This window comes from Paenibacillus sp. B-A-8 (genome assembly GCF_048572915.1).
Lineage (GTDB): Bacteria > Bacillota > Bacilli > Paenibacillales > Paenibacillaceae > Paenibacillus_AQ.
Window position 1 is genome coordinate 6,523,177 of sequence record NZ_CP183882.1, and the last position, 24,666, is coordinate 6,547,842.

Here is a 24,666-nt window from a genome sequence, read left to right on the forward strand (position 1 = left end):
TAGTGTTCTTATACCATTGCTGTTGCACTGCTCTCCAGCGAAGCTCTCCAGGAACGCAGCATTTGCAAATCAAGGGGTAGAAACTCAGCGAGCATATGGGAAAGTCCCAAATACAACGTACTATCCGTTGCCGCATTTAATTTCTCACAGAACTGTGGAGTCCATTGCAGTAAATGATCCTCCAAAAAGGCTACCTGAATATCAAGTAGATCCATAGCACTTCTAATTGAGAAGCTATTGTACAACATCCGCTCATGCATTACTGCCATAAATTCCAGCTCAATAGCAATATGATCATCAGCCTCACCATTACATTTGTTAAATACGATTCCCGCGGAAGTATACACATCAGCAAGCACGTTGCAGAAATCTTCAGAACGCCCTAGAATAGCAGCTTCACGTAATTTAAAAGAGCTTACTGTTTGTTCATGTATAAGCCGTTTATACTCTTGGCTCTCTTTCTCGCATATATAAGGTAGCTTATTCGGTTCCTGACTCAAATATCGTTTCAGTTCCCGTCCACCTTCCGTCATCTCTGCTGCAACACTCATCTTGCGATTGCGGCTCCACTGAGCCACAAGCGAGAGTGATGGTTTTCTACCCAAAAAATCCACTAAAAGCTGATATATTAATCCCCGACTTTCCAACCAATGGCTAAATGCCTCCGGCACGGCGAGCGATGGAACAGTTTGCATAGTCATTTTGCAAATCCTCCTCAATGGGTTTCCCGGTCACGCATCGTCACATTACGATATGCATTTTCCGGTATCCTTTCTGTTTTCGCAAAAGTGAACGTAAAAGTAATCCGCACCTAGATTATATCGGATATTTAAAACGCTTTCCGTGAGCATTCTATGACTAATCACTTCATTTGTCGTACTTTTGTCACATTTTCGCAAGTCTATTTCGGCTTCGTTATTTTATTTAGTTTGTCCATTATTATGCAAAAAAATCATATGCCGACTTCTTCAAAAAGGGAGTGTTCGACCCATCCAACACTTTGCTCATTGACGTACCTCCGAGCGATCTTTAAAATTCTAAACAAGTATAACCGCCTTCGCCTCCTCTTAAGGAGAGAAGCACTCAAAACACCAACAAATGAAGGGAGCAACGCCATGGAGCCGCTGACGGACCCTTTTGGACGTTTACACGATTACATCCGCATTTCGGTTACCGACCGCTGCAACCTGCGTTGCATTTATTGTATGCCAGCAGAAGGGATGGAATTCCAGCCGCAGGACGAGATTCTAAGCTATGAGGAAATCACCGCAATTGTGGAATCGCTAGCCCCCCTTGGATTGCGTAAGGTACGGCTAACAGGAGGAGAACCTCTTGTACGCAAAGACCTGGAGAAGCTAGTGACTATGATATCCGCCATTCCGGGGATTGACGATATTTCACTGACTACGAACGGATTAATGCTTCCAGCGAAAGCAGCGCTGCTAAAAGAAGCCGGGCTGTCACGAGTGAATATCAGTCTGGACTCTTTACGGCAAGATCGCTTCTCTATGATTACACGCGGCGGTGAAGTCTCCAAGGTACTAAAGGGAATCGAGGCAGCACAAGCTGCTGGACTGGAGCCAATCAAGCTTAACGTTGTATTAATGAAGGGGATTAATGATGACGAGATCAAAGACTTCATCTCCCTTACGTTGAACAGTCCACTAAATGTACGCTTTATTGAATATATGCCCATCGGAAGTGCTACTGATTCTTGGCGCCAATCCTATCTGCCGCTGGAAACGGTTATAGAAGCTTGTACTGCGGCCGGCTGGGAGACCGAGGAGGCAGAGATGCCATCTGGTAATGGCCCTTCCCAGAATCGGCGGGTTATTGGAGCGCAAGGAACGTTCGGTCTAATCCATCCAGTAAGCGATCACTTTTGCGATAACTGCAATCGTCTAAGACTAACTGCAGATGGCCATATCAAAGCTTGTCTATATTGGGAAGATGAGTACAATGTCCGCCCCCTAATAAGCGATCCCGCAGCAGTGCAAGCCTTATTCCGCAAAGCTCTGGGTAACAAGCCACATAACCACGAAATGGCATTAGCCTTGGAGAAAAAAGCACAAAGCCACACGCCGACGGCTCGGCGTATGTCTCAAATTGGAGGCTAGTCCGTCTCATTAAAAACGCCGCTTTCCCCAAGTCATCTGGGAAAAGCGGCGTTTCATTTAGAGATTAAAGGATAGCCTTCGCCATCCACTATTATAGATATAGAGCCTCGAGCAGCTTGTAAAGCGTCGTTGCTGCCTCCGCTCTTGTAGCATTATTCTCAGGTCGGAACGTATGATCCTCAAATCCACCCAAAATACCAGCTTCAACACCTGCTTGCACAGATGACTGTGCCCATTGTGGAATGGAAGCAAGATCCACAAAGTTCCCCTCATTATCCGTTTGCTTATGGGCATTGACCTTCAAAGCATTAGCGAGCATAACTGACATTTCAGCACGTGTAATCTTCTCAGAAGGCTCGAAGAACTTTTTACCGTTTACATCATATCCACGAAGGATTCCGGCATCTACCGCCGCTGCTACATCACCTGCAGCCCAAGCTGGAATCGCACTTTGATCCTCGAATTTCACTGTGCTGCCTGTAGTTTGCAAACCAAGCGCCCTTACAATCATAGAAGCGAACTGCGCCCGGGTAACATCCTCATTCGGGCGGAAGGTATGATCCTCGTACCCTTTCATGATGCCCATGCCAATTAGACGGTCTGTAAATTCTGTGGACCAATGATTATTCAAATCAGTAGGCGATGGGGCCTTATAATTAAACACAGCATATTTGGCAAATTGATTTACACTTGCAGTTATAGTCCCATCCGATTGGATGCTTCCACCTACATATACCCACTTATTAAGCTGTTCATTGTAATAGTAAATAGCTGCTTTATGCCCTGGTGTAATCTGACCCGCATCGTAATTCAGAGATAGTTCTACGGGTTTATTAAGCATTCCAATCTTGTCGCTAGTAAGCTCTAATGCTGCACTCACAGCCTGAAGATCACCCATCACTGGTGTCTCACCGGTGGCAACAACCGTAAAGACAATTTCACTGTCTGCAGACAATGCTCCAGCCGGAATTGTAAAGCTGCCCATGTCTTTAAGTGTGCCTGTTCCTCCCTGCTGTGCTTTTACATCCAATTCCACACGAGGAGATGGCGTCGCGGTAGGAGCTGGAGTTGCAACTGGACCGCTGCCCCCTCCACTGCTGTTGCCCGCATTTACAACTACGGTGCGTACAACCTCAGTAGCCGCATTACCAGCCAAATCTGTGGCATTGTACTTCAGTGTATAGGTTCCTGGAGTCTGAACATCCACTGTTCCTGTCACCAGGATAGAGCCTCTAACCCCAACCCTATCAGTAACGTCTGCGCCCGGGTCCTTGAAGTCATCGCCTTGAGTCAGACTAAGATTGCTCTCCCCCTTCAAGGTAATCACAGGTGCAGTACGATCGATATTCACAGCAATCGGCAATGTTGTCTTATTTTCTAAAGAATCCGTAGCCTCAAATTGCAGTTGATGTTGCCCTTCTTCCGAAATCTCAACTACTTTCCCGCTTTCATAGGGTAGGAAATCTCCGTTCACATCATTCGCTAATTGAATAGATACATCTGACCCAGGAATATATACGCTGGCATATACACTTACGGAAACACTCTGATTCGTCCAGCTACCGCTTAAATACGTTTGTCCGTTCTCAGTCTTTAATGTGCTATGAAGCGCCAATGGAGTAATGCTATCATCTCCGCTAAGCGTTACTTCAAAAGCCTTCGTTTCCGTAGCCAATCCCCGCTGAATCGTAGCTGTTAAGGTTAGCTTCGTATCCTTTTTAGGTTGGTAGATGAGTTTACCTTCATTCGTCATCAGAACCGGATTAGAGCTGTTCCAAACAATACTTGTTCCGTGTTTGCCTTCGGTAGGCAACGTTAGATCAGAAGTTACTGCGCTTGTGTCTCCTAGATCTAACTCAGTCATAGTATCGTTAACGGCCTGCTGATCGCTGTACGACTCCACATCAACAAAAATCGGATTGGAATAAAACCACATATCACTATAATTACGGGCATTGATTTCTTCGAAACGAGTCAGGTTATCGACAGTATTATTTTTAGGATCAATCTGCGGTTCGCCGTTTACGGTTTCTCCAGCAACGTCAGTTCCAAGATTAGTTCCTCTTAAACGGAAATAACGATCCTTGTCCGCTGCCCCTACCTGATACTTAATAACATTGTAGCCTTCGGCATCTGTAGTCCAGTCCTCGCTTGTGAAACGTTTCAGTACTTTTGTTGTATCGTTAGTTGCTTTGGTGTACTCAGGCGACCCAGGATCAACCTTGCCGTTGACTTCACCGGAGATCAAATCTACATGGTCCACTTTAACGGCATCGCCATTGTTATTTTGCTGTGGACTTTTGAAACGGATCGTAAGCTCTAGGTCGTCGCCTTGTTTTACGTCCAGTTCGCCGCCCATTTCTTCCTCTTGCCCATCTCCTGATACATTAAACTCTAAGGCGTTGATGAGATCTCCAAAGACAGAGAAGGATTTCCCTGACCGCATGCCGTCTACGACAGCATTAATATCGGAGCCATCCACCCAGGTGTAGTTCTTGGAATACTCACCAGGCCAGTAACCGCTAGAGAATTGATCATTTTTTGTTTTGAAATGAAAATCCGAGTTAGCAAAATTCCAGAACCTGCGGCCCTCACCAAGCAGAGCATCCCACATTCCTCCAAGCTGAGCAACCTTGACATCTGTACCCCCGTAAGTCTCAGGCGTCTCTCCTCGATCACTCGACATCTGATTGCCCAGCATACCTTCAAAGCCGAAGACAAGATTTGGATCGATATCATTAAAGTCCCGGATATCCTCTATTTTAAGCTCCGAGCTTGTACCATTTTTTCTGGAGGGATGATTGATCAGTACATAACTATCTGGATAATGACTGCTTAGCCATTTCATAGCTGTGCGTGTATCTTCTTTTGTAGAAAAAGATCTAGTATCCGCCGCACTCCACTCAGCCACATCTGTCGGATCGAACATACTTACATCCCGATTAGTAAATAAATATTCAAATTGATTAATAGCCTTCAAAGCTTCTGCGGACCCTGGTTGATCTGTAACAATGCCAACCGCTGCATGATCATATTGAGGCATATCCCACTCAAAGCCGGAAAAAATGATTTTCCCAGCGTATTTGCCTTCTGCCTGTAATTTCTTAATTTTCTCATTTTGATAATCCACAATGCCTTGAGACATCGGAATAGAACCGCCAGGGATATTCACCCCTTCGTCATCCCGGTCAGATACCCGAAGATGGTCAGCCAGTGCCATCCAGTCAAAACCATTTTGTTCAAATGCAGCATCTAGCACACTTTTCAAAGATTCCTGAGCATCATTCGATTCATAAGTATGTGCATGGTATTCACCTGTCATCCATTTCCCTGAATGTTCTGAAGTTGTAGCTGTGAAATCAGGCGTTGATTCACCTGAAGCACTGTAAACTGTCTGTAATGAAAAGTTGGGTGCTAACAATAATACGGCAAGCGAACTGGTCAGAAAAACGCGAATTTTGCTCTTCTTCAAAATATTTAATCCTCCGATGACTTTTTGATTTTCGTAGATTCTATATTTAGAATAGTAGAAAATTGTAAAGTCATGTCGGATTTTGTTGCATGTTTATGTAAATATTCATTTTTATATTAACATTACCGATTTATTTTACTTGCATTGGCAAGCTCACTATAAACGCTGTTCCTTCACCGGGTCGGCTAGCTACGGTTACTTTACCTTTATGCAGCTCAACGATTTTCTTAACCAGTGATAGGCCTAGACCACTGCCACCCCCGCTCGCGGTTCTAGCTTTGTCTGCCTTATAGAAGCGATCAAAGATGCGAGGTAAATCTTCGTCAGAGATGCCAATCCCGCTATCTTGAATCTCCACCTCTATGCGCTCATCTACTGATCGAAGCTTGATATGAATACATCCATTCTGGGGAGTGAATTTAATGCTGTTATGAAGAAGATTGGTCCAGACCTGAGTCATCAAATCTTTTACCGCAGTTACATTCAATTCTTCCAATTCAGCCTCTACCTCTATATTTTTCTCCAGCCACTGTGGTTCAGAAGCCAGAATCGTATCTCTAAGCTGCTTATCCAGACGGTAAGCCTGATTTTCAAACGGAAAGTTGCCCGATTCAAGCGCGGACAGCTTCAATAAATTATCACTGAGCCCAGATACGCGGGTACTCTCAGCCACGATAATATTAAGGTAGTGCCTCCTACTCTCCACACTCAGAGTCTCATCCTGCAGCGCAAGAGCAAACCCCCGAATCGAGGTTAGTGGAGATTGAATTTCATGCGATACATTGGAGATAAAATCCTGGCGCATGGTCTCCATCTGGCTCAGTTCACTGGCCATGACGTTGATACTCTCTACAATCTCACCGAATTCACCATAATCCTTAGTATTATCCAGTACTACATTGAAATCACCTTTAGCAATACGCCCCAAGCCTTCGATGATCGATTTATAAAAAACACGTTCCCAGCCCCGGAATAACTTGGAGGATACTAATGCCATCATGAACAAGATTATAATACCGGCCATCACGCTGATTAATTGGACTACATACTCCGAAGAGGGACGCCCAACCCTGCTATATATCCAGTTCATCAGGAAATAAGCTGCACTCCAGCTAATCGCAACGCCTCCGAAATAAACTAAAATCATCCCGATTCGCTTAACAATTTCTTTAAATCGATTCATGCCTCAGCCTCCAACCGATAGCCTAACCCCCGAATGGTACGAATAACGAACCCATAGTTATCCTGATTAAATCTTTCACGCAAACGATTGATATGCACATCTAGTGTTCGTTCATTCCCCTCAAAATCATAACCCCAAATCTCTTCGATCAGTCTGTCTCTAGTCAATGTCTGACCTGGATAGCTGCCTAGCTTAAACAACAGCTCAAATTCCTTAAGCGGCAAAGTGATTTCTCCATACTCTGAGGAGACCTCATACGTTTTACGGTTCATTCGCAACCGACCAACGGTCACTCTTTGTGCAGCAGAAATTTGATAACGCTTGAGCAGCGCCTTTACTCGTGCAATAAGCACCACTGGCTCAAAAGGCTTAACGAGATAGTCATCACTACCCAGCTCAAAACCTTTTACAATTTGTGAGGTTTCCCCTTTAGCCGTCAGCATTAAAATCGGAAAATCATAGTTCTGGCGCATCCGCCGGCATAGCTCCCAGCCGTCCAAATTGGGCATCATCACATCAATAATAGCTAAATCTATATTATTGCTTTCCAGTATCTGAAGAGCCTCCAGTCCATCGGAAGCTCCATAGATCTCATCCATTCCCTCAGCTCTCAGAAATACTTCTACCAATTCGCGGATGTGCGGATCGTCGTCCGCTACTAGTATTTTTGTCATGTGTCACTGGAGCCTCCTCTTCCTCTTCCTCTTCTGTGTCCTTAATCTCAATGGTATTCATTTGTAGCTGTTGAGTGGCAAATTCCCGGTATAGCTCATGATTGTCCAGTAACTCTTCATGTCTTCCCATTCCGGTAATCTGACCCTTTTCCATAAAAATAATCTGATCTGCATTTACAACCGTAGCCAAACGGTGGGCAATAACAACCGTGGTACGACCCTTCATTAAATTGGACAGCGCCTTCTGCACTACCGCTTCTGATTGACTATCGAGACTGGAGGTCGCTTCATCAAGCATAAGAATCTTCGGATTCCGCAGCAATGCTCTGGCAATGGCAATCCGTTGCCGTTGTCCACCAGACAGCTTCACGCCTCTTTCGCCGACATCCGTATTATATCCTTCAGGAAGGGCATCAATAAATCCATCTGCATAAGCCATGGCTGCTGCTGTGCGCATCTCCTCACTGCTAACGTCCCGATCCAATCCGTAGGTTAAATTCTCAGCAATCGTACCGGCTAACAGTGGGCTTTCTTGTGAGACGTACCCGATCAGCTTCCGCCACGAGCGCAGTGAGAAGGTCGACACTGGCATGTCGCCAAGCTTAATCTGACCTGACTGAGGTTTATAAAAACGTTCGAGTAACGAGAACAACGTGGTCTTACCGCCCCCGCTCGGACCAACAATAGCCGTCACCTGACCCGGAAGCATACGGAAGCTTACATCGGTCAACACATTCTCACCTTTTTTATATCCAAAGCTTAGACCCTCTACCGAGATTGGACCTTCAGCACCGGTTGCCTCTTCCTGTCCCTCGTATACTTCCTCTTCTGCTGCCAAGGTATCAATAATACGCTCTGAGGCACCCTTAGCCTTCTGAATCTGTGTGAAGAACGTAGTCAATTGAGTAAGTGGCATAATTATCTGAATAAGATAAAGAATAAAGGCGACTAGTTCACCAGCGGTAAGGACACCGGAAGATACCTGCATTCCACCGTAGCCGATAATGACGACGAGCAACATCATAAACACAAAGGAAACTAGCGGACTGATCATGGCGCTAATCTTACCTTCACGAATACCAAAGGAAAGCAGATTCATAATTCCGGTTTTGCCTGCTTCGTACTCTTTCTTCTCTGCACCCGAGGATTTCACCAGACGGATCTCTGACAATACACCACTTAATGTAGCGGTAAACGAGGCTGTCTCGTCTTGCATCCCCTTGGAGATTTTATACATCTGCCGTCCAAGCGGCACTAGAATCAGCGCAGAAAGCGGAAGCACTGTAAAGAGAACCAGCGTCATTTTCCAATTGAGAAATAATAACACTGAAATAGAGCCCACAATAGAGATCACTCCGGTAAATAAACTAGCTAAATGTTCAGAAATCAGTGTTTTGATGATCCCTGTGTCATTCGTCATGCGGCTGACGCTTTCTCCCGTTCGATTGTCGTTGTAGTAAGCCACAGGCAGAACTAAAAACTTACGCCACAGGCGATCCCGCAGACCTGCAACCATCTTCTGACCCACATAATTAAGCAGATAGATGGAGATCCCTCCCGCAATGGTCTGCGCGATAAACGCGGCTGCTATACCCGCAATCTGAAGCTTACTAACGGAGGCTAGTGAGAAGCCATCCACTAAATTCTTAGTGAACATCGGAATTACCAGACTGACTAATGTCGATATCATGCTTAGTGCAATGGCTATAGCCAATAAGCCGTATGAAGGCTTGGTTTCTCTTAGTAGCATCAAGAACGGCTTCAGCGCCATCTTGCGCTTGGATTCGGATTTCTTCATAACAATAACTCCCCTTTTCTTGGTACCTCTACGAGAAAAGCATAGTAATATCTTTCTCGTCTTTCAATTATCCTATCTGCAAATTGTAAACTGAAGTTAAACCCGCCGATTAGCCATTTTGCGTCTTCTTCACCTTTTGTACCACGTTTTATGCGTTTTTTGTCGCTTATCGTCTCAAACCTAAATAAACACCAAAATAATGTAAAAAAGTAAAAAAGGGTGTTTGTATCCCTTTTCAACACGTGTTACAGTGATAGAAGGGCCTACTATTGGTCATTCTACTCCATGCAAGATATTTAGTGAGAAAGGAGTGAACCATTTGCGAAAAGGCGCTATTCCATCTTCTATCACGTCTTTAAAATGGTTCAATTTTTTTGTATATGGAACCATGGTCCTCTTCACCAGCTTCTTTCAACTATACTTGCTGGATGTAGGGATGAACAAATTAGAGATTGGTGTCTTATTCTCTATGGGAGCGCTGGTATCCATATTTGCAAATCCATTCTGGGCGTTCTTAACAGACCGTTCTCAGAATATACGGCGTATCGTTTTGCTTATGTTATTCGGAACGCTAGTGGTCTCACAGTTTATGTTTCGAGCAAATACATATGAGATGATCTACAACGCCATTATTTTATTTTATTTCTTCCAAGGGCCATTATTTGCTCAAAGCAACTCGATGATTCTTAGCTATATTGAGGGAACTAATCAGCGCTTCCGTTCTTTCCGGCTTTGGGGCTCAATAGGGTGGGCACTGCTTGCGATTGTCGCCGGTTTTATCCTTGATTGGGCTGGCGTATCCATCTTGACCTATCTGCTTACAGCATTACTAGGTGCATCAATTCTATCCGTTCTTGTATTACCCAAAATTAACCATACTATTATGAGAGCTCCGATGCCGTTTAAAGGCCTAAGTAAAGTGATTTTCAATCCCTTTTTCCTGTTGTTTTTGTTATTTGGCATTCTGGTTTCCATACCAAACACGATGAACACTACATTCATCTCTTTGTATATTACGGATCTGGGCGGTTCTAAAAAAATGATTGGTCTTGCCGTGTTTCTCTCCTCCATTTTGGAGATAGGCGTATTCGTTCTCTGTGACCGATTCCTAAAACGAAAAATTTCTGTTCTGCTCGGCTGGCTTGCATTGGTCAGTGGTTTGTTCGTTCTGCGTTGGTGGTTTATGGCTGATGCGACCACTGCCATTCAAGTAGTGTTTATTCAGATTTTGCACTGCATAACGTTCGGCGGCTTCTTCTATGTAGGGACCCAATTGACGATGCTCCTGATTCCACGGCCTTATCGCTCTTCCGGACAAGCGCTCTACACCCTAAGCTGGAGTGGGATATCCGGTTTCATTGGAGGCATTCTCGGAGGTTGGATGTATCAATATCTGGGTGCGCAGAGCATGTATCAGACGGGTGTATTCTTGACGCTGTTTGGAACGCTCGGTTTTGGCTTTATGTGGCTCTTTGTTAGTCGTGGAGGTTATCGTCCCCCTACAGAGGAAGAAGAAGAGCTATCCGAGATTGAAATTTTATAGACACGAAAATAAAAAAGAGGCTCAGGCGTACCCGCACGGGACGCTTGAGCCTCTTTCAATATAATCAACTTGATCGAGTTAAATATTAGCCTTGTTTAGGAGGTTGAAATGAACTCTTCAGTGAAACGATAAGGTTGAATACGAGATGTCCAGGTGCCGAATATTTGCTATCCACATTAAAATAGCCATGACGGAAGAACTGGAATTTATCCTGAGCCACGCTATCCTTAAGCGCTGGTTCAACAAACCCTTGTAAGATTTCAATGGACTTAGGATTAAGCTGATCTAAGAAGCTAGGCTCCGATTTCTCTACCGAGGAATCCAAACCTTCTACTTCCACAGCCTCATCCGCTTCTTCAGCAGAAATCAAAGGCTCGTATAAACGGAATTCAGCAGGAACCGCTTGGCTAGCTTCCACCCAGTGCAACGTCCCTTTTACCTTACGGCCTGTAAATCCGCTGCCACTCTTCGTTTCTGGATCATACGTACAATGCAGCTCCACTACCTCGCCATTCTCATCCTTAATAACCTCATTACATTTGATGAAATAAGCGTGCTTCAGACGTACTTCATTGCCAGGGAACAACCGGAAATATTTGTTCGGCGGATTCTCCATAAAGTCATCACGCTCAACATAAATTTCACGTGAGAACGGAATTTGGCGTACACCCATTTCCTCATTCTCTGTATTATTCTCCGCTTCAAGCCATTCTGTTTGACCTTCCGGATAATTGGTGATAACAACCTTAAGCGGTCGCAGCACAGCCATTGTACGCGGTACAGTTAGCTTAAGATCCTCACGGATAAAGTGTTCCAGCATTTGCAGGTCCACCAGGCCCTGACTCTTAGAGATACCTGCTTCATACACGAATTTACGAATCGCTTCCGGCGTATATCCTCTGCGGCGTAGACCAGAAATCGTCGGCATCCGCGGATCATCCCAACCATCCACATGTCCTTCGTCTACAAGCAGCTTCAACTTACGCTTACTAGTCATCGTTTGAGCTAGATTCAGACGACCAAATTCATATTGATGTGGAACAGACGGCATCTCACATTCAGCTACGACCCAATCATAAAATGGACGTTGATCTTCGAATTCGAGTGAGCAAAGGGAATGAGTAACTCCCTCAATAGCATCTTCTAACGGATGAGCGAAGGTATACATTGGATAGATACACCATTTATCGCCTGTGTTATGGTGATGTGCATGTGTAATCCGATAAATTACAGGATCACGCAGGTTAATGTTCGGTGATGCCATGTCGATCTTGGCGCGAAGGACCTTCTCGCCGTCCTTGAATTCGCCTGCACGCATACGCCGGAACAAGTCCAAATTCTCTTCGATGCTACGATCGCGATGCGGACTGTTCTTCCCTGGCTCCGTCAGCGTTCCCCGCAATTGACGAATTTCATCCGCACTGAGGTCATCGACATAAGCTTTGCCCTTTGTAATTAATAATTCGGCACGTTTGTACATTTCCTCAAAATAATCAGATGCAAAACGCAGCTCTTCCCATTCATAACCGAGCCACTTTACATCTTCCTGAATCGAGTTCACATATTCCGTATCCTCTTTAGCCGGATTCGTGTCGTCAAATCTTAGGTTCGTCTTGCCACCGAACTCGTCCGCCAGTGTAAAGTTAATCCAGATCGCCTTGGCATGTCCGATATGTAAATAACCGTTCGGCTCCGGCGGAAAGCGTGTAATAACTTCCTTTACTTTACCCGTACGGAGGTCCTCGGTAATAACATTCTTAATAAAATTGGAGGGGGTGCTACGGTTCTCCACAGCTATCAACCTTTCGTTCTGTAGTGTTACACTACTTCTTGTATAAACATGTTTCCTACTAATATACCCGTTAACTCTAGATTGTTCAATAAAAGGGGGCATAAGGCATAGATCATTTTTTAGCATCTTTAGACCTTTTGACTTCTGTCAGGGCGATAGAGTAGCATGATAATCATAAGAAATAATCCATAATCATACATAAGGCCTTGTGCCAAAAAGGAGGCAACCGCTTGTTTAATTATGTCATCGATGAAGAGCTGATGTTAAAGCCGCTCATGCCGGAGCACGCTCGGCACTTGTTCACGTTAGTAGAGCACTCACGGGATCGACTAAGACAATGGCTCCCTTGGGTGGATGCCGTTACGGAACAGGCTCACACTCTAGATTTCATCAAAAATACGATTAAACAAAGTACCGAGAATGGTGCTTTTACCGCTGGACTATGGGTTCGTGGTGAGCTCGCCGGTGTGATTGGGTATCACCAGATTGACTGGCATAACCGATCCGTTGGAATCGGCTACTGGCTTGGTGAAGGATTTGAAGGCAAAGGGTATATGACCAGTGCCTGTCGTGTTCTAGTGGACTATGCACTTCTGGAAATGGAGCTGCAACGTGTAGAAATCCGCTGCGCAACCGGCAATGTTTCCAGTAGAGCGATTCCGGAACGGCTTGGTTTTGTGCTTGAGGGTGTGATTAGACAGGCAGAGAAATTGCCAGATGGCTACGTGAACCACGCCGTATACGGTTTGTTGCGTAGCGAGTGGCAATTGCTCGGCTAAGTTACGCAAGTAAATTAAACACACAAAACAAAATAAACCTGGCAGGCATATGCCTCCAGGTTTATTTTGGCTAATAGATATAGGCTAATCTTCCGACAGACCCAGCTGTTTTCGAAACTTGTTCCGAACTACAGCAGAGAGAGCTTCTAGCTCCGCAAGCTCAGCCAGTGCAGCTTCCTCTTGCAGGCCCACCTGCATTAAATGCAGAACATGCGCTACGGACGCACCGCCAGCACCAGCTTCTTTTTTAACAATGGCATCTCCGGTTGAAATCTTCCCCTCACGAAGCACGCGCAAATAAAATCCGCTATATCTAGTATCCAGCACTTGAGCGGGGAGATCTGCCGGACCATGCTTTTGCGAGATTTTGAAGCAAGGATAACGTGGCTGGCTGACCTGCAGCACAGTGGTGCCTATTTCGTACACATCACCTATGCACACGTCTGTCTCCAATAAGCCGGCAGTTGTTATATTTTCCCCGAAGACAGAGTATTCCAGCTTCTTCCCTAGCTGCTTCTCCCAGTAGGAATAATGCTCAATCGGATAGGCACAGACCGCCTTATCAGGGCCTCCATGATGTTTAAGATCCGCTTGACCATCTCCGACAAAACCGTTGGTATGTAACTGAACCGCTCCTTCTACAGGCATTTTATAAATCCCAGTCTCCAAAGGTTTTCCCCGATAATCCACTGTTACCGGCCGACCCACGTTAAGCGAGATGATCTCCATATCCTTCTCCTCCTGTCAGCATGCAGCACATAAATATTTCATCCACATAACGACCGCCAAGATAAAACTCTTCCTGCAGACGTCCCTCTTCTACAAATCCACATTTACGATAAAAAGAAAGCGCTGACTCATTGCAGGATAATACGCGTAGACGAAGCTTCCGAATAGCATTTTCTGCGGCATGTTCCTTAATCGCCTCTATGAGCTGTCGGCCAATACCTAAGCGTTGATAATCTGGATGGACAGCAATATAGACTTCGCACACATGCCTGTTGCTCTCCATTCGACTAGGACAACCAAACCCAACATATCCGCAAAGCTTGTCATCCTTCAGCGCTACAAGTTGCGAACCCGGAGGAGCATTCAATAGGTAATCCTCTTGGGAACGCCACATTAAAGGCCCCGGGCTAGTGTGCTCCGTCCAGATCAAATGATCCAGATGAATCAGTTCCCGCACGTCTTTAATCTCTGAGAACCTTATGATAAGCCTATCCTTATTGCTTAGTTTCATATAAGATGTACACCCCTTGCCTTGCACCTCTATAGAATCACAGTAGATCACCTGAATCCACTATGCACAACTATCCAATTGACCGCTCCAGTGAATTTCCTCGGCGGTTGATATACGCATGAACAATAAAGAATCCTACGGATAGCAGTGCCATCGCACATGCCAACCATGCGGTAGGCGCTAAGCCTCCACTATCATACAATCTACCCATTAAGTAAGGCCCAATCACCCTTCCGACTGCCCCCATACCTCCACTAAGCCCTAAATAGAATGGAGCACTTCGACCTGCATGATCCGAAATAAAGGAAGGCATGGCCGGAGATATCAGCATTTCCCCAAGCGTAGCGAGCACCATCCCAAGCACTAGACCTGAATAAGTCGGCATCCATAAAAGAACAGCATAACCACCCAAATAAAATAGAGCACTTACAGTCATTTGCGCTGTTGAGGTGGACGCGAACCAACGTTTAATCACCGTTACGAGCGGCTGGGCCGCAAAAATAAGAATACCGTTGAGCGTCCAGAGAAAACCATAAGTCTTCTTAGGCCAGCCCTCAGAAATAATGAACGGAGATACCCCTGTATTCCAGATAGAGTTCCCTAACAGTAGGAACATCGAGGCAATACCCATATAAAGATAAATCCGTGTATGTCCCATTAGCTTCCAGGTGGATTGTTTGTCAGGACCAGCCTTCTGGTGTTCTGCGACCTCCTGTGAAGAATCTCCTCCGACTTTCTTGAGATATACAAAAAAGAATACCGCAAATACCGCTGAAGTTATGCCGTTCATTACAAAGCTGAGCATATAAGAAATATCGGCCAAAAAACCACTTAACGCCGTACCCAGTGCTACACCAATATTATTAGCGACATAAATAACATTAAACAGCTCTCCGCGCTGCTTCGTAAAACGAAAGCCGATAAATGCCTGAATCGCAGGTAATGACAATGAATTAAAGAGTCCTACCAGTCCCATCGCGACCATAAATAACGTCCAGTTGTTACTTGCTGCCGGCAAAGTGAACAGTGCAAGTGCATTCATGCCCAGCGCTCCGACAATCAGCCGGTTAACGCCTACCTTATGATAGAGTGAGCCCCCGAGTAGTTGACCCACAATCCCTCCAACTGATTGAATAAGAATCACTAATCCAGCATCCGACATGCTGCGTCCAAGCTCATCAAAAACATACATTGTAACCAGTGGCCACATCAGTGCACTACCCGTTGCATTAATAAGGCTAGCAATTAAAAATATCTTAACTTCTTTAGGATAATTCTGTAAAAACTTCATAAGTAGTGTACATCCCCTGTAATATATGTGTCATTATTCCATCCAGTATTATCCCAAAACAGGGTTCAGGGCAAGCAGACGCATTGACGTGCTATCGTGATAAAGTCTTAGTACACTTTACCTCTTAATTAGGACTAACTTCAACCGTAGCTGATAAAAAAGTAGCACCCGTTCCCATCTATTTATATTTTATAGTTGCTGCTGTCGTCCGTAAAGCAGACTAAACAAAACGATGTGATTCGTTCTTGCAAAGTCGGGGTAATAGAGCCTAGAAACACTCCCCCTTCTAAAATCCGCCGTGCGTCCGAATCGTTCCCCCGAGCTCGGATACATCACGGCGGATTTTATTTGTCTATAACATCAAAAAGCACCCCTCGACTATGCTAAGGAGTGCTCTATAAGATAGGTTTAGGCGTGTTTCTTTACACCGCTGCCGGACATGCTGTCCACGGATTGAATAGATGCTGGCTCTTTACGTAAGTAAGCCATCCAATAAGCTGCCGCAACAAAGATCGCACCGCCAGTCAAGTTGCCTAGCCATACCGGAACAAAGTTGTTGAAGTACTCTCCCCATGAAAAATAGCCTTCAAAAATAGCCGCCGGAATTAAGAACATGTTAGCTACAACGTGCTGGAAGCCGATAGCTACAAAAGCCATCGTCGGGAACCAGATACCGAGGATTTTACCACTGAAGTTATCTGCTCCATAGGAGAGCCATACCGCCAAAGCTACGAGCCAGTTACAACCGATACCGGAAACAAATGCCGGCAAGAAGTCTGCCTCAAGCTTATGCCCTGCCATCTCTACTAATTTTTCCAGATACACACCGTCAGAGGTTAAACCAACCACGTGACCAAAAAAGTAAGCTACAAACAAAGCTCCCGCTAAATTGCTCAGGGTAATCAATACAAGATTCTTAATAACTTCCCAGAAAGATATCTTCTTCGCCATAAAAGCAAGCGGCACAGCCATCATATTGCCTGTCAGTAGTTCTCCCCCTGCAAGCAATACTAGAATCAATCCAACAGGGAAGACTGCTGCCCCAATAAAGTTAGCGATAGATCCCCATTCATGCGGTGCGCCAGCAATGACGCGAATATCCAGTAAAAATCCGAGCGCGATAAACGCCCCTCCCAGAAAGCCCAGAATTAGTACGGTGCTTAAAGGATTGTGCGCCTTTTTTATGCCGTTCTCGACCGTGACTGCGGCAATCTGCTGCGGTTTATTATAAGCCATGATTCCTATCCCCTTCATCTATTTACTTAAAATTTGTTCCTTTACGACCATTGTAGCGTGTCACAAAACACAATAACGTGACAATTATCACTTAATGAAAAACTAAGTGAAACTTTTCACTGACATGTCAAATTTAACGAAGCGCATCCATAATTACAATTGTAAGAATAGGCTCCATATTATTTTAAAGGTAAATAGTACCAGCATTAAACATGAAAAAACCGAAGCCATGAATGGCTCCGGTCTACCCGACTATAATGTTCTTATGCAATTACGTTAAACGGTTACTGCCTCTTTACTTGGTACTGATGTCGGCAGCGCTTGAATTCCTACGGTGTTCAGGAAGTTCCAAGGCTTATTGTAATGAGGTTGGAAGAAGAAATCGATAAAGGCCAGCTGGTCGATTGTCATTTTATTTTGAATACATACAGATACGGTGTTGATCGATTGCGTCAAATCCATCTTGGACATAATTTGTGCTCCGACAATGCGGCGTGTAGCACGATCAAATACAACTTTTAATTGAACCTGCTCGAACGTTGGCATAAATTCTGGACGGTAGTTGTCAATAATCGTGGTAGTCTCTACGTCCATGCCTTCAGCCTTAGCCGCTTCTTCTGTAAGACCGGTAGCAGCGATATTATCTTCATAAATCTTAATGCCCGAAGTCCCTTGAGTGCCCATATATGGAATCGTCTCTGTCATCAAGTTACGTGCGACCAAGGTGCCCATCCGTACTGCGTTGGTTGCTAGTGGAATATAAGCGTGCTTCCCTGTAGGGTTGTAATGAATCGCACAGCTGTCACCAGCGGCATACACATCTGGGCAACTAGTCTGCATATAGTCGTTGACCAAAATCGCACCATTTGGCAGCATATCCACCTGACCTTTTAAGAGTTCAGTATTCGGACGGAAGCCGATGCAGAGAATAACAAGATCCGTCTCATGCTCTCCTGCGCTTGTGATAACCTTGGTAACTTTACCGCCCTCTCCAGCAAAAGAACTGACCTTCTCATTCAGTGCCAATTTAATGCCGTGATCCTTAAAGGATTGTTCGATTGGTGCAGTAAACTCTGGATCCAAATATTTATTCAGAATGCGGTCTTCACCATCAATCAGCGTTACTTGCTTCCCATTCATTTGGAAGGCTTCCACCAATTCAACGCCGATATAGCCAGCGCCTACGACTGTGATTTTGTTCGCATGTTTAGCTTTTTCTATAATGGTGTTGGAATGTTCATAATTCTTGCAAAGCAAGACGCCTTCCAGCTCAAGCCCTTCGAGCTTCGGCACAATCGGCCATGATCCAGTAGTCATAATCAGCTTATCGTAGGTATCATTAAACTCCTGTCCAGTTGCCAAATTGCGAACACGCAGTGTTTTGGACTTCGTATCCACTTCGGTCACTTCATGACGCATGTTCGTCTTTACTCCGAGCTCTGCAAGCTTCTCTGGGGAAGAATAGAACAGTCCGTGCGGGTCTTTGACCACTCCACCTACATATAAAGCAATGCCACAGGATAAGAAGGAAATATTATCGTTACGCTCATATACCGTAATCTCAGCTTCTGGGTACAGTTGGGCAGTATTTACAATTGCGGCAGTTCCGGCATGGGTACATCCAATGACAGCTATTTTCATCATTTTCTTCCTCCTTCAAATGGACAACCTGGTTATATATTCGACTTGCTTGACTGACCAAATTAGATATCTGATCACCGATGAGTTAATTGTGATTTATTTCACTTTATAAACTGATTATATTGTGATATTTATCACATTACAAGTCTTTTCGCCTATATTCTCAGATTGTTCACAATTTTAAGCATTTTCCGTCACCGCTGCCGATGCGACCTCGTTAGCTTTGCCATGGGCGTAAGACATTATGTTCAGACCCCTCAGGATATACTTTCTTATAGCGCACAAAAAAGGCTTCCCCCTAATCCAACAGGGAAAAGCCTGATCATAAACCTAATTTACACCAAACCGTGAATCTCGCCGTCCTCATCCACCCATAGTGCCTCAGCGGCAGGTTTAGCCGGTAGACCTGGCATCGTAACGATATTCCCCGTAATGACAACAGCAAACCCTGCACCGAGCGAAAGGGTGATATCACGGATACCTACGGTGAACCCTTCAGGCGCGCCAAGCAATCTTGGCTGGTCCGAGAAGGAATACGGTGTTTTCGCCATACATACTTGAAGATCATTTAACCCAAGGCGCTCGATCACCGCCAGGCTGCGTTTAGCCGCAGGGGAAAAGTTAACCTCAGCACCACGGTAAATTTCGCGCACAATCTTAGTGATTTTAGAAGGAATGTCGAGTTCATCCTCATACAAAGGCGCAAAGCGCCCAGTGTCGCTATGCTCCAGAAGCTTCTTTAGTTCTGAAGCCAACTCTTGTCCGCCTGCACTACCTTCTGCCCACACCTTGGATATTGCCGCAGGAACGTTCAATCGGCGACAAGCCTCTACAACATCATTAATCTCTCCCGGGCTGTCACCTTCAAAATGATTAATGGCAACAAGGACAGGTACCCCAAATTTGCCGAGATTCTCTACATGCCGCTCCAAATTAGACAATCCAGATCGCAGCGCCGTCCGGTTCTCAGTTTGAAGCTCATTCTTAGGTACACCACCGTTATATTTCAAGGATTTCACCGTCACCACAAGCACTGCCGCTGAAGGGGTTAGATCGGCTTGCCGGCATTTGATATCCATGAATTTCTCTGCACCAAGATCCGCTCCAAAGCCTGCTTCCGTGACAACAACATCTCCCAGCTTGAGTGCGTAACGAGTGCCGATAACACTGCTGCAGCCATGGGCGATATTTGCAAATGGACCGCCGTGTACAATAACAGGGGTGCCCTCCAAGGTCTGTACCAGATTAGGTTTAACTGCTTCCTTCAGCAGGGCTGCCATCGCTTCAACTGCCCCTATTTGCTCTGCCGTTACAGGTTGTCCCTCTTGGTCATATCCAATCAAAATACGGTTTAGACGCTTTTTAAGATCGCTCAGATTATCGCATAAGCATAATACAGCCATAATCTCTGAAGCTGTCGTAATCTGGAATCCACTTTCCCGTACGGCTCCATTTCCATCTCCGAGCCCTGTCACGACATTCCGCAAACTGCGATCGTTCATATCCATCACACGTTTCCAAACGATGCGCTGTGGATCAAGACCCAGTGCATTGCCTTGGAAGATATGATTGTCAATCATCGCAGATAATAGATTATGTGCAGAAGTCACCGCATGAATATCGCCTGTAAAGTGCAAATTAATCTCATCTGCCGGAACGATCTGCGACTTACCGCCACCAGTGGCACCACCCTTCATTCCTAGGCATGGTCCGAGGGATGGCTCGCGTAAAGCAGCCACGGTCTTTACACCTGCTGCGTTCAGTGCCTGTGCCAGCCCTATGGTGGTTAAGGTCTTTCCTTCGCCGGCAGGGGTGGGATTAACCGCAGTGACCAGCACCAGCTTGCCATCTGGCTTGTTCTTCTTTTCCTCCCATAAGGACGGTGAAAGCTTACTTTTATATTTTCCGTATAGTTCCAGATGCTCTTCGCCAATTCCCGCTTGTGCCGCTACCTCTGTAATTAACTTCATGCTTGTATAAAACCCTCCTGCCGTTATTATCCTGCTGCATTCCACGCTTTATGCATATCTTGCATAGACATTACATTCTCTTCAAAGGATACATGGTCTCTGTAAAGCGTCAAGTATAATTTATCACAATAAAATTCAAGGCAGCTATTTCCTTATTCCTATGTAAAAAAGAATCCCGTCGAGACTCGGCCAAAGACCGAGTTCGAAAGGACACTTCTAAAACAACAATTTATCAGACCTTAAGCGGTCTACAGTAAGGATTCAATATGTTCTGTCATCGTTTCTGGCGATTCCTTCGGCTCAACCCGAGCCACTACATTGCCGCTACGATCAATAAGGAACTTTGTGAAATTCCAGCTAATATCGCCGCTGTCTCCAGTACCCGGCTGCTGCTCTTTTAAATAATTGAAAAGAGGACTGGCTTCCGGTCCATTCACATCCACTTTAGCAAAAACGGGAAAGGTAACACCATAATTAATCTGGCAGAATTCTTCTGCCTCTTCACTTGTACCCGGCTCCTGACCCGCAAATTGATTGCAGGGGAATCCTAATACTACAAGTCCCTGATCCCTATACTGCTCATATAGCTTCTGGAGATCCCCATACTGCGGTGTAAGTCCGCATTTGCTAGCCGTATTGGCAATCAACAGCACCTTACCTTCATACTCCGTAAATGACACTTCTTTACCCGAAGGTGTAACGCCGGAAAAATTGTAGATCGACATCCTTATTCCCCTTCCTTCCATGTACTTAGACTACACTACGTATCTTACCCGAACTGTAATAGATTGCAACTTATCGTCACTTTCAGTAATCACTAAGAAAAAAGCAGCCCTATATATTTCTTAGGACTGCTCTCTATAACTCTGTTATTTGGATACGGGTACAACATCATAATATTCTTCCAACGTAATCCCTTTTTCCGCTATATAAGTAGCTATATCCTTACCTACAAAACGGATATGCCAAGGCTCATATTTATAGCCTGTAATGTCCTGCTTACCTTCTGGAAAACGGATGATATAACCATATTCCGCTGCATGCTGCGCTAGCCACTCCGCTTCCTTCGTTCCACCGAAACAGCTCTCCGCAGCACATTTGCCGTCACTTCCTGAGACATCGATAGCAAGCCCTGTCTGATGCTCGCTATAGCCAGGCACGGCACTGTAAGTACGGGCCAGTTCCTCTCCATCTTTCTCAACATATCGGTTGAACAGTCTTGTTTGGGTCTCCTTAGAGCGGTAGGCCGAAACGCCAGCCAAGTAAATCCCGTCTTCCTCTGCGCCTGCGAACAGTTTTTCTAATGCTTCGGCAGCTTCCTTACGCATCATACGCTTTTCGATTTTCTCTTTAAACGTAAACCGCACATCCGGATAGACAAGATCAGAGGGTTTATAGTTATCAGGCAGTCCATACTGCTTATTCACCATCACAGCTATGCTATCAGGCTCTTTAAAAGAATCATCCGTGCTATTTCCCTTGCCGCCATTATCCGATTCGGATGGATCAGAGGGATCTGTTGAATTAGATGGATTAGCTACCACGGGTTCCGTTATGCCCCCTTCGGCGCTATTGCCGTCTTCACCAGGCTTAGCTTGAAGATTATCTTGTACATTTATATTTGACCCGCTATTGGTCGACGCAGAAGGTGAAGTTGTCGTATACTTCCCGATTCCCCAACCCACTGCAATAACGACAATTAACAAGCTCACTAATTTCAATTTTTTAGACATCTGCAAGTTCTTCCTCCTCGAAGTCGAAACACTCTATTTATCTATTAGACAAGCTTTCCATCAAAAATGTTACACTAAGATTCTTTTTTAGACAAATATCGCACGAATCTGCCCACAAAATAAAGTTACCATAGGTAATTAGCTTGTCCGCTAACTTTCCTATGGTAACAAGTTTTAGTTATGAAATTCCACTCACATTATCTGGATGTGCCTCTGCCGCCGCTTTTAAAGCCGCCGGAGCTGCCACGTCCACCGCGTGAGGAACCCGCGTTTCCGCTGTTGCGCCCGCCTTTACCAGCGCCACCTTTGGCACCGCTATAGCCGCCTTTGCTACCTTTACCACCTTTACCGCCGCCTCTAGACGGGCCTGCACCGTAGCCGCTGCCTAAGCCGCCTCGTGGTGTGCCGCCAGCGTAGGCACCGCCGTCTGCGCCTCTGGCTACGTTCTCACTGTAGCCTGTGCTTGGTCCGCCCTTACGGTTCGCACCGCGCGAACCGGCGCTAGGCGCTGCTGCGTTACCGCTAGCTGGCGCATCGCCTCTGGAGGCGAAGGCGCCGTAGCCGCCGCCTACTCTCACTACGCCGGCAGCCTTGCCGCCGCCCTTAGGTGCGGCAGCGTCATAGCCGCTGCCTCCGCGCTTGCCAGCCGCCGCATCGGAACGACCGCCGCGGCGACCTTCTGCAGGCGCACCCCAGCCGCCTGCTTCCTTACCGCGGCCGCGGCCACCTTGCCGCGCTCCGCCTTCGCCGCGCGGAGCACCGCCGCGGCCAGAGCCGCCGGTCTTCGGCCCGCGGCCCGTGCGCGCTGCCTCAGCGCCGCCGCTTTGGCGACCGCCGTGGCGTCCGCCGCCTTGTACTGCAACGAATTCACCAACGCCGAATTCATCCTTGTCGTAACGGCGACGATCCAGGCGCTGCGAAATGCCGTGCTCGATCATGTCTAGTCCATCTTGCTCACGCGGAGAAGTGAACGTAATTGCAAGCCCTTTACCTCCGGCACGGCCTGTCCGACCTATCCGGTGGATATAGCTGTCCACATCAAGTGGCATATCATAGTTAAAGATATGCGTGATACCTTCGACATCCAGCCCCCGAGCCGCTACATCTGTGGCTACAAGAAGCTGCAGCTTCGCATCACGGAATCTCTTCATTACACCTTCACGTTTACCTTGAGACAAATCGCCGTGCAGTTCATCACAATCATAACCGGCTGCTTGAAGTGCTTCGTTCAGCTTGGACACCCGACGTTTGGTCCGGCAGAAAATAATAGCCAAGTAAGGACGATCTCGTTCAATCAAAGCTATAAGTGCCTCTTCTTTATTGCGATCCGAGACTTCCACGACTTGCTGTTTGATATTATCCAGCGGAATCGGAGAACCACTCTTAATAATGATATCCAGAGGCTCTTTCATGTAATTAGCTGCGAGGCGTTTAATCGGATCTGGCATCGTCGCAGAGAACAGCATCGTTTGACGACGATAAGGAACAGCCGTAATAATGGTCTCTACATCCTCCAAGAATCCCATATGCAGCATTTGATCCGCTTCGTCCAGAACGAGCATCTTAACACCACTAAGATCGAGCGTCTCGCGGCGCATATGATCTAGCAGTCTGCCCGGTGTACCGATAATAAGATGTCTTCCGCCTTCCAGCTTACGCAGCTGCTTCTCAACATCCTGACCACCGTAAACGGCCAAGATTTTGATATCCGTATGACGTGCCAGCTTACGTGCCTCTTCTGTAATCTGCAAAGCCAACTCACGTGTTGGAGCCATAATTAGCGCCTGCGGATAAGCTCGCTCCGTGTGGATCTTGTCCATAATTGGCAGCAAGAAAGCCAATGTCTTCCCTGTACCTGTCTTCGCTCTTGCAATTACATCCAGACCCTGCACCAATGGCGGTATTGCTTCCTGTTGCACTGGCGTAGGCTTTACGATGCCTTGACCTTGAAGCAATGTACACAGTAATTCTGAAACTCCTAATTCTTTAAATCCCGGCAAATTCTCCACCTCACTATTTTCTCAGTTAAATTTGATTACATCTCTTACTTAACTTCCGTCTTCCAAAGCCCTATTCAGGCAGCCCCTATCAACTGTCCTTTTGGGGGCGTATGCTTCCGATTCAGCTATATTCAAACAAAAGCGGAAGAACCCCGTCACCGGCATTCTTCCGTCCCATGTATCCCTTGACCCGTTAA

At 46.0% G+C, this 24,666-nt stretch carries 18 protein-coding genes; 3 read left to right on the top strand and 15 right to left on the bottom strand.

From position 1 onward, the window contains the following. Positions 1-8: 8 nt before the first annotated feature. Entirely contained in the window at positions 9-701 is a 693-nt protein-coding gene (locus ACN6MV_RS29485; protein WP_419885378.1) for a TorD/DmsD family molecular chaperone, read from the bottom strand. 414 nt (positions 702-1,115) lie between these two features. Here ACN6MV_RS29485 and moaA point away from each other — a divergent pair, with 414 nt between their 5' ends. Next, entirely contained in the window at positions 1,116-2,117 is a 1,002-nt protein-coding gene (gene moaA / locus ACN6MV_RS29490) for a GTP 3',8-cyclase MoaA (protein ID WP_042131400.1), read from the top strand. A 91-nt stretch (positions 2,118-2,208) separates the two neighbouring features. Here moaA and ACN6MV_RS29495 read toward each other — a convergent pair whose 3' ends face one another. The 4 genes from ACN6MV_RS29495 to ACN6MV_RS29510 all read right to left on the bottom strand — a co-directional run bounded on the left by ACN6MV_RS29495 (position 2,209) and on the right by ACN6MV_RS29510 (position 9,244). Continuing rightward, positions 2,209-5,589, bottom strand: a complete 3,381-nt coding sequence (locus ACN6MV_RS29495) for an S-layer homology domain-containing protein (protein ID WP_419885379.1) — start codon at positions 5,587-5,589, stop codon at positions 2,209-2,211. A 130-nt stretch (positions 5,590-5,719) separates the two neighbouring features. Continuing rightward, a complete protein-coding gene (locus tag ACN6MV_RS29500) occupies positions 5,720-6,772 on the bottom strand; it encodes a HAMP domain-containing sensor histidine kinase (protein WP_419885380.1) in 1,053 nt (350 codons plus the stop codon). After that, positions 6,769-7,446 carry a response regulator transcription factor gene (locus ACN6MV_RS29505; protein ID WP_042131402.1) on the bottom strand — a complete coding sequence of 226 codons (678 nt, stop codon included), beginning with the start codon at positions 7,444-7,446 and terminating at the stop codon, positions 6,769-6,771. Before ACN6MV_RS29505 ends, ACN6MV_RS29500 begins: the two co-directional genes overlap by 4 nt. Next, positions 7,376-9,244 carry an ABC transporter ATP-binding protein gene (locus ACN6MV_RS29510; RefSeq protein ID WP_375104233.1) on the bottom strand — a complete coding sequence of 623 codons (1,869 nt, stop codon included), beginning with the start codon at positions 9,242-9,244 and terminating at the stop codon, positions 7,376-7,378. Before ACN6MV_RS29510 ends, ACN6MV_RS29505 begins: the two co-directional genes overlap by 71 nt. Positions 9,245-9,554: 310 nt before the next feature. On the opposite strand from ACN6MV_RS29510, the gene ACN6MV_RS29515 reads away from it, so the two are divergent. Continuing rightward, entirely contained in the window at positions 9,555-10,787 is a 1,233-nt protein-coding gene (locus ACN6MV_RS29515; protein WP_419885381.1) for an MFS transporter, read from the top strand. Positions 10,788-10,872: 85 nt separating this feature from the next. On the opposite strand, the gene ACN6MV_RS29520 is transcribed toward ACN6MV_RS29515, so the two are convergent. Further along, entirely contained in the window at positions 10,873-12,579 is a 1,707-nt protein-coding gene (locus ACN6MV_RS29520) for a glutamine--tRNA ligase/YqeY domain fusion protein (RefSeq protein WP_042131405.1), read from the bottom strand. A gap of 230 nt (positions 12,580-12,809) precedes the next feature. On the opposite strand from ACN6MV_RS29520, the gene ACN6MV_RS29525 reads away from it, so the two are divergent. Continuing rightward, positions 12,810-13,358, top strand: a complete 549-nt coding sequence (locus tag ACN6MV_RS29525) for a GNAT family N-acetyltransferase (protein ID WP_042131406.1) — start codon at positions 12,810-12,812, stop codon at positions 13,356-13,358. An 84-nt stretch (positions 13,359-13,442) separates the two neighbouring features. Here ACN6MV_RS29525 and ACN6MV_RS29530 read toward each other — a convergent pair whose 3' ends face one another. The 9 genes from ACN6MV_RS29530 to ACN6MV_RS29570 form a co-directional block, all read right to left on the bottom strand. Then, a complete protein-coding gene (locus tag ACN6MV_RS29530; protein ID WP_375104235.1) occupies positions 13,443-14,087 on the bottom strand; it encodes an MOSC domain-containing protein in 645 nt (214 codons plus the stop codon). Then, the gene (locus ACN6MV_RS29535; RefSeq protein WP_042131408.1) at positions 14,068-14,598 is read right to left on the bottom strand and encodes a GNAT family N-acetyltransferase; all 531 of its coding nucleotides are present in this window, start codon (positions 14,596-14,598) and stop codon (positions 14,068-14,070) included. Before ACN6MV_RS29535 ends, ACN6MV_RS29530 begins: the two co-directional genes overlap by 20 nt. A 70-nt stretch (positions 14,599-14,668) precedes the next feature. Further along, positions 14,669-15,889: an MFS transporter gene (locus ACN6MV_RS29540; protein WP_341115501.1), complete on the bottom strand. Its 1,221-nt coding sequence runs from the start codon at positions 15,887-15,889 to the stop codon at positions 14,669-14,671. Between the two features lie 408 nt (positions 15,890-16,297). Beyond that, the gene (locus ACN6MV_RS29545; RefSeq protein WP_042131410.1) at positions 16,298-17,125 is read right to left on the bottom strand and encodes a formate/nitrite transporter family protein; all 828 of its coding nucleotides are present in this window, start codon (positions 17,123-17,125) and stop codon (positions 16,298-16,300) included. Positions 17,126-17,401: 276 nt separating this feature from the next. After that, on the bottom strand, positions 17,402-18,766 hold the full coding sequence (locus ACN6MV_RS29550; RefSeq protein ID WP_419886835.1) for an FAD-dependent oxidoreductase: 1,365 nt from the start codon (positions 18,764-18,766) through the stop codon (positions 17,402-17,404). Between the two features lie 335 nt (positions 18,767-19,101). After that, positions 19,102-20,736 (bottom strand): formate--tetrahydrofolate ligase, encoded by a 1,635-nt coding sequence (locus ACN6MV_RS29555; protein WP_419885382.1) that lies wholly within the window; start codon positions 20,734-20,736, stop codon positions 19,102-19,104. 248 nt (positions 20,737-20,984) lie between these two features. Beyond that, positions 20,985-21,461 (bottom strand): glutathione peroxidase, encoded by a 477-nt coding sequence (locus tag ACN6MV_RS29560; RefSeq protein WP_419885383.1) that lies wholly within the window; start codon positions 21,459-21,461, stop codon positions 20,985-20,987. A 144-nt stretch (positions 21,462-21,605) separates the two neighbouring features. Then, the gene (locus ACN6MV_RS29565) at positions 21,606-22,469 is read right to left on the bottom strand and encodes a M15 family metallopeptidase (RefSeq protein ID WP_419885384.1); all 864 of its coding nucleotides are present in this window, start codon (positions 22,467-22,469) and stop codon (positions 21,606-21,608) included. A 197-nt stretch (positions 22,470-22,666) separates the two neighbouring features. Beyond that, positions 22,667-24,469, bottom strand: a complete 1,803-nt coding sequence (locus ACN6MV_RS29570) for a DEAD/DEAH box helicase (protein WP_419885385.1) — start codon at positions 24,467-24,469, stop codon at positions 22,667-22,669. Positions 24,470-24,666: the final 197 nt, after the last annotated feature.

Bases quoted from the DNA above. Each gene is read 5' to 3' on its own strand.
- ACN6MV_RS29485 (WP_419885378.1), bottom strand. From the start codon at position 701: ATGACTATGCAAACTGTTCCATCGCTCGCCGTGCCGGAGGCATTTAGC.
- moaA (WP_042131400.1), top strand. From the start codon at position 1,116: ATGGAGCCGCTGACGGACCCTTTTGGACGTTTACACGATTACATCCGC.
- ACN6MV_RS29500 (WP_419885380.1), bottom strand. From the start codon at position 6,772: ATGAATCGATTTAAAGAAATTGTTAAGCGAATCGGGATGATTTTAGTT.
- ACN6MV_RS29505 (WP_042131402.1), bottom strand. From the start codon at position 7,446: ATGACAAAAATACTAGTAGCGGACGACGATCCGCACATCCGCGAATTG.
- ACN6MV_RS29510 (WP_375104233.1), bottom strand. From the start codon at position 9,244: ATGAAGAAATCCGAATCCAAGCGCAAGATGGCGCTGAAGCCGTTCTTG.
- ACN6MV_RS29530 (WP_375104235.1), bottom strand. From the start codon at position 14,087: ATGGAGATCATCTCGCTTAACGTGGGTCGGCCGGTAACAGTGGATTAT.
- ACN6MV_RS29535 (WP_042131408.1), bottom strand. From the start codon at position 14,598: ATGAAACTAAGCAATAAGGATAGGCTTATCATAAGGTTCTCAGAGATT.
- ACN6MV_RS29540 (WP_341115501.1), bottom strand. From the start codon at position 15,889: ATGAAGTTTTTACAGAATTATCCTAAAGAAGTTAAGATATTTTTAATT.
- ACN6MV_RS29545 (WP_042131410.1), bottom strand. From the start codon at position 17,125: ATGGCTTATAATAAACCGCAGCAGATTGCCGCAGTCACGGTCGAGAAC.
- ACN6MV_RS29550 (WP_419886835.1), bottom strand. From the start codon at position 18,766: ATGAAAATAGCTGTCATTGGATGTACCCATGCCGGAACTGCCGCAATT.
- ACN6MV_RS29555 (WP_419885382.1), bottom strand. From the start codon at position 20,736: ATGAAGTTAATTACAGAGGTAGCGGCACAAGCGGGAATTGGCGAAGAG.
- ACN6MV_RS29560 (WP_419885383.1), bottom strand. From the start codon at position 21,461: ATGTCGATCTACAATTTTTCCGGCGTTACACCTTCGGGTAAAGAAGTG.
- ACN6MV_RS29565 (WP_419885384.1), bottom strand. From the start codon at position 22,469: ATGTCTAAAAAATTGAAATTAGTGAGCTTGTTAATTGTCGTTATTGCA.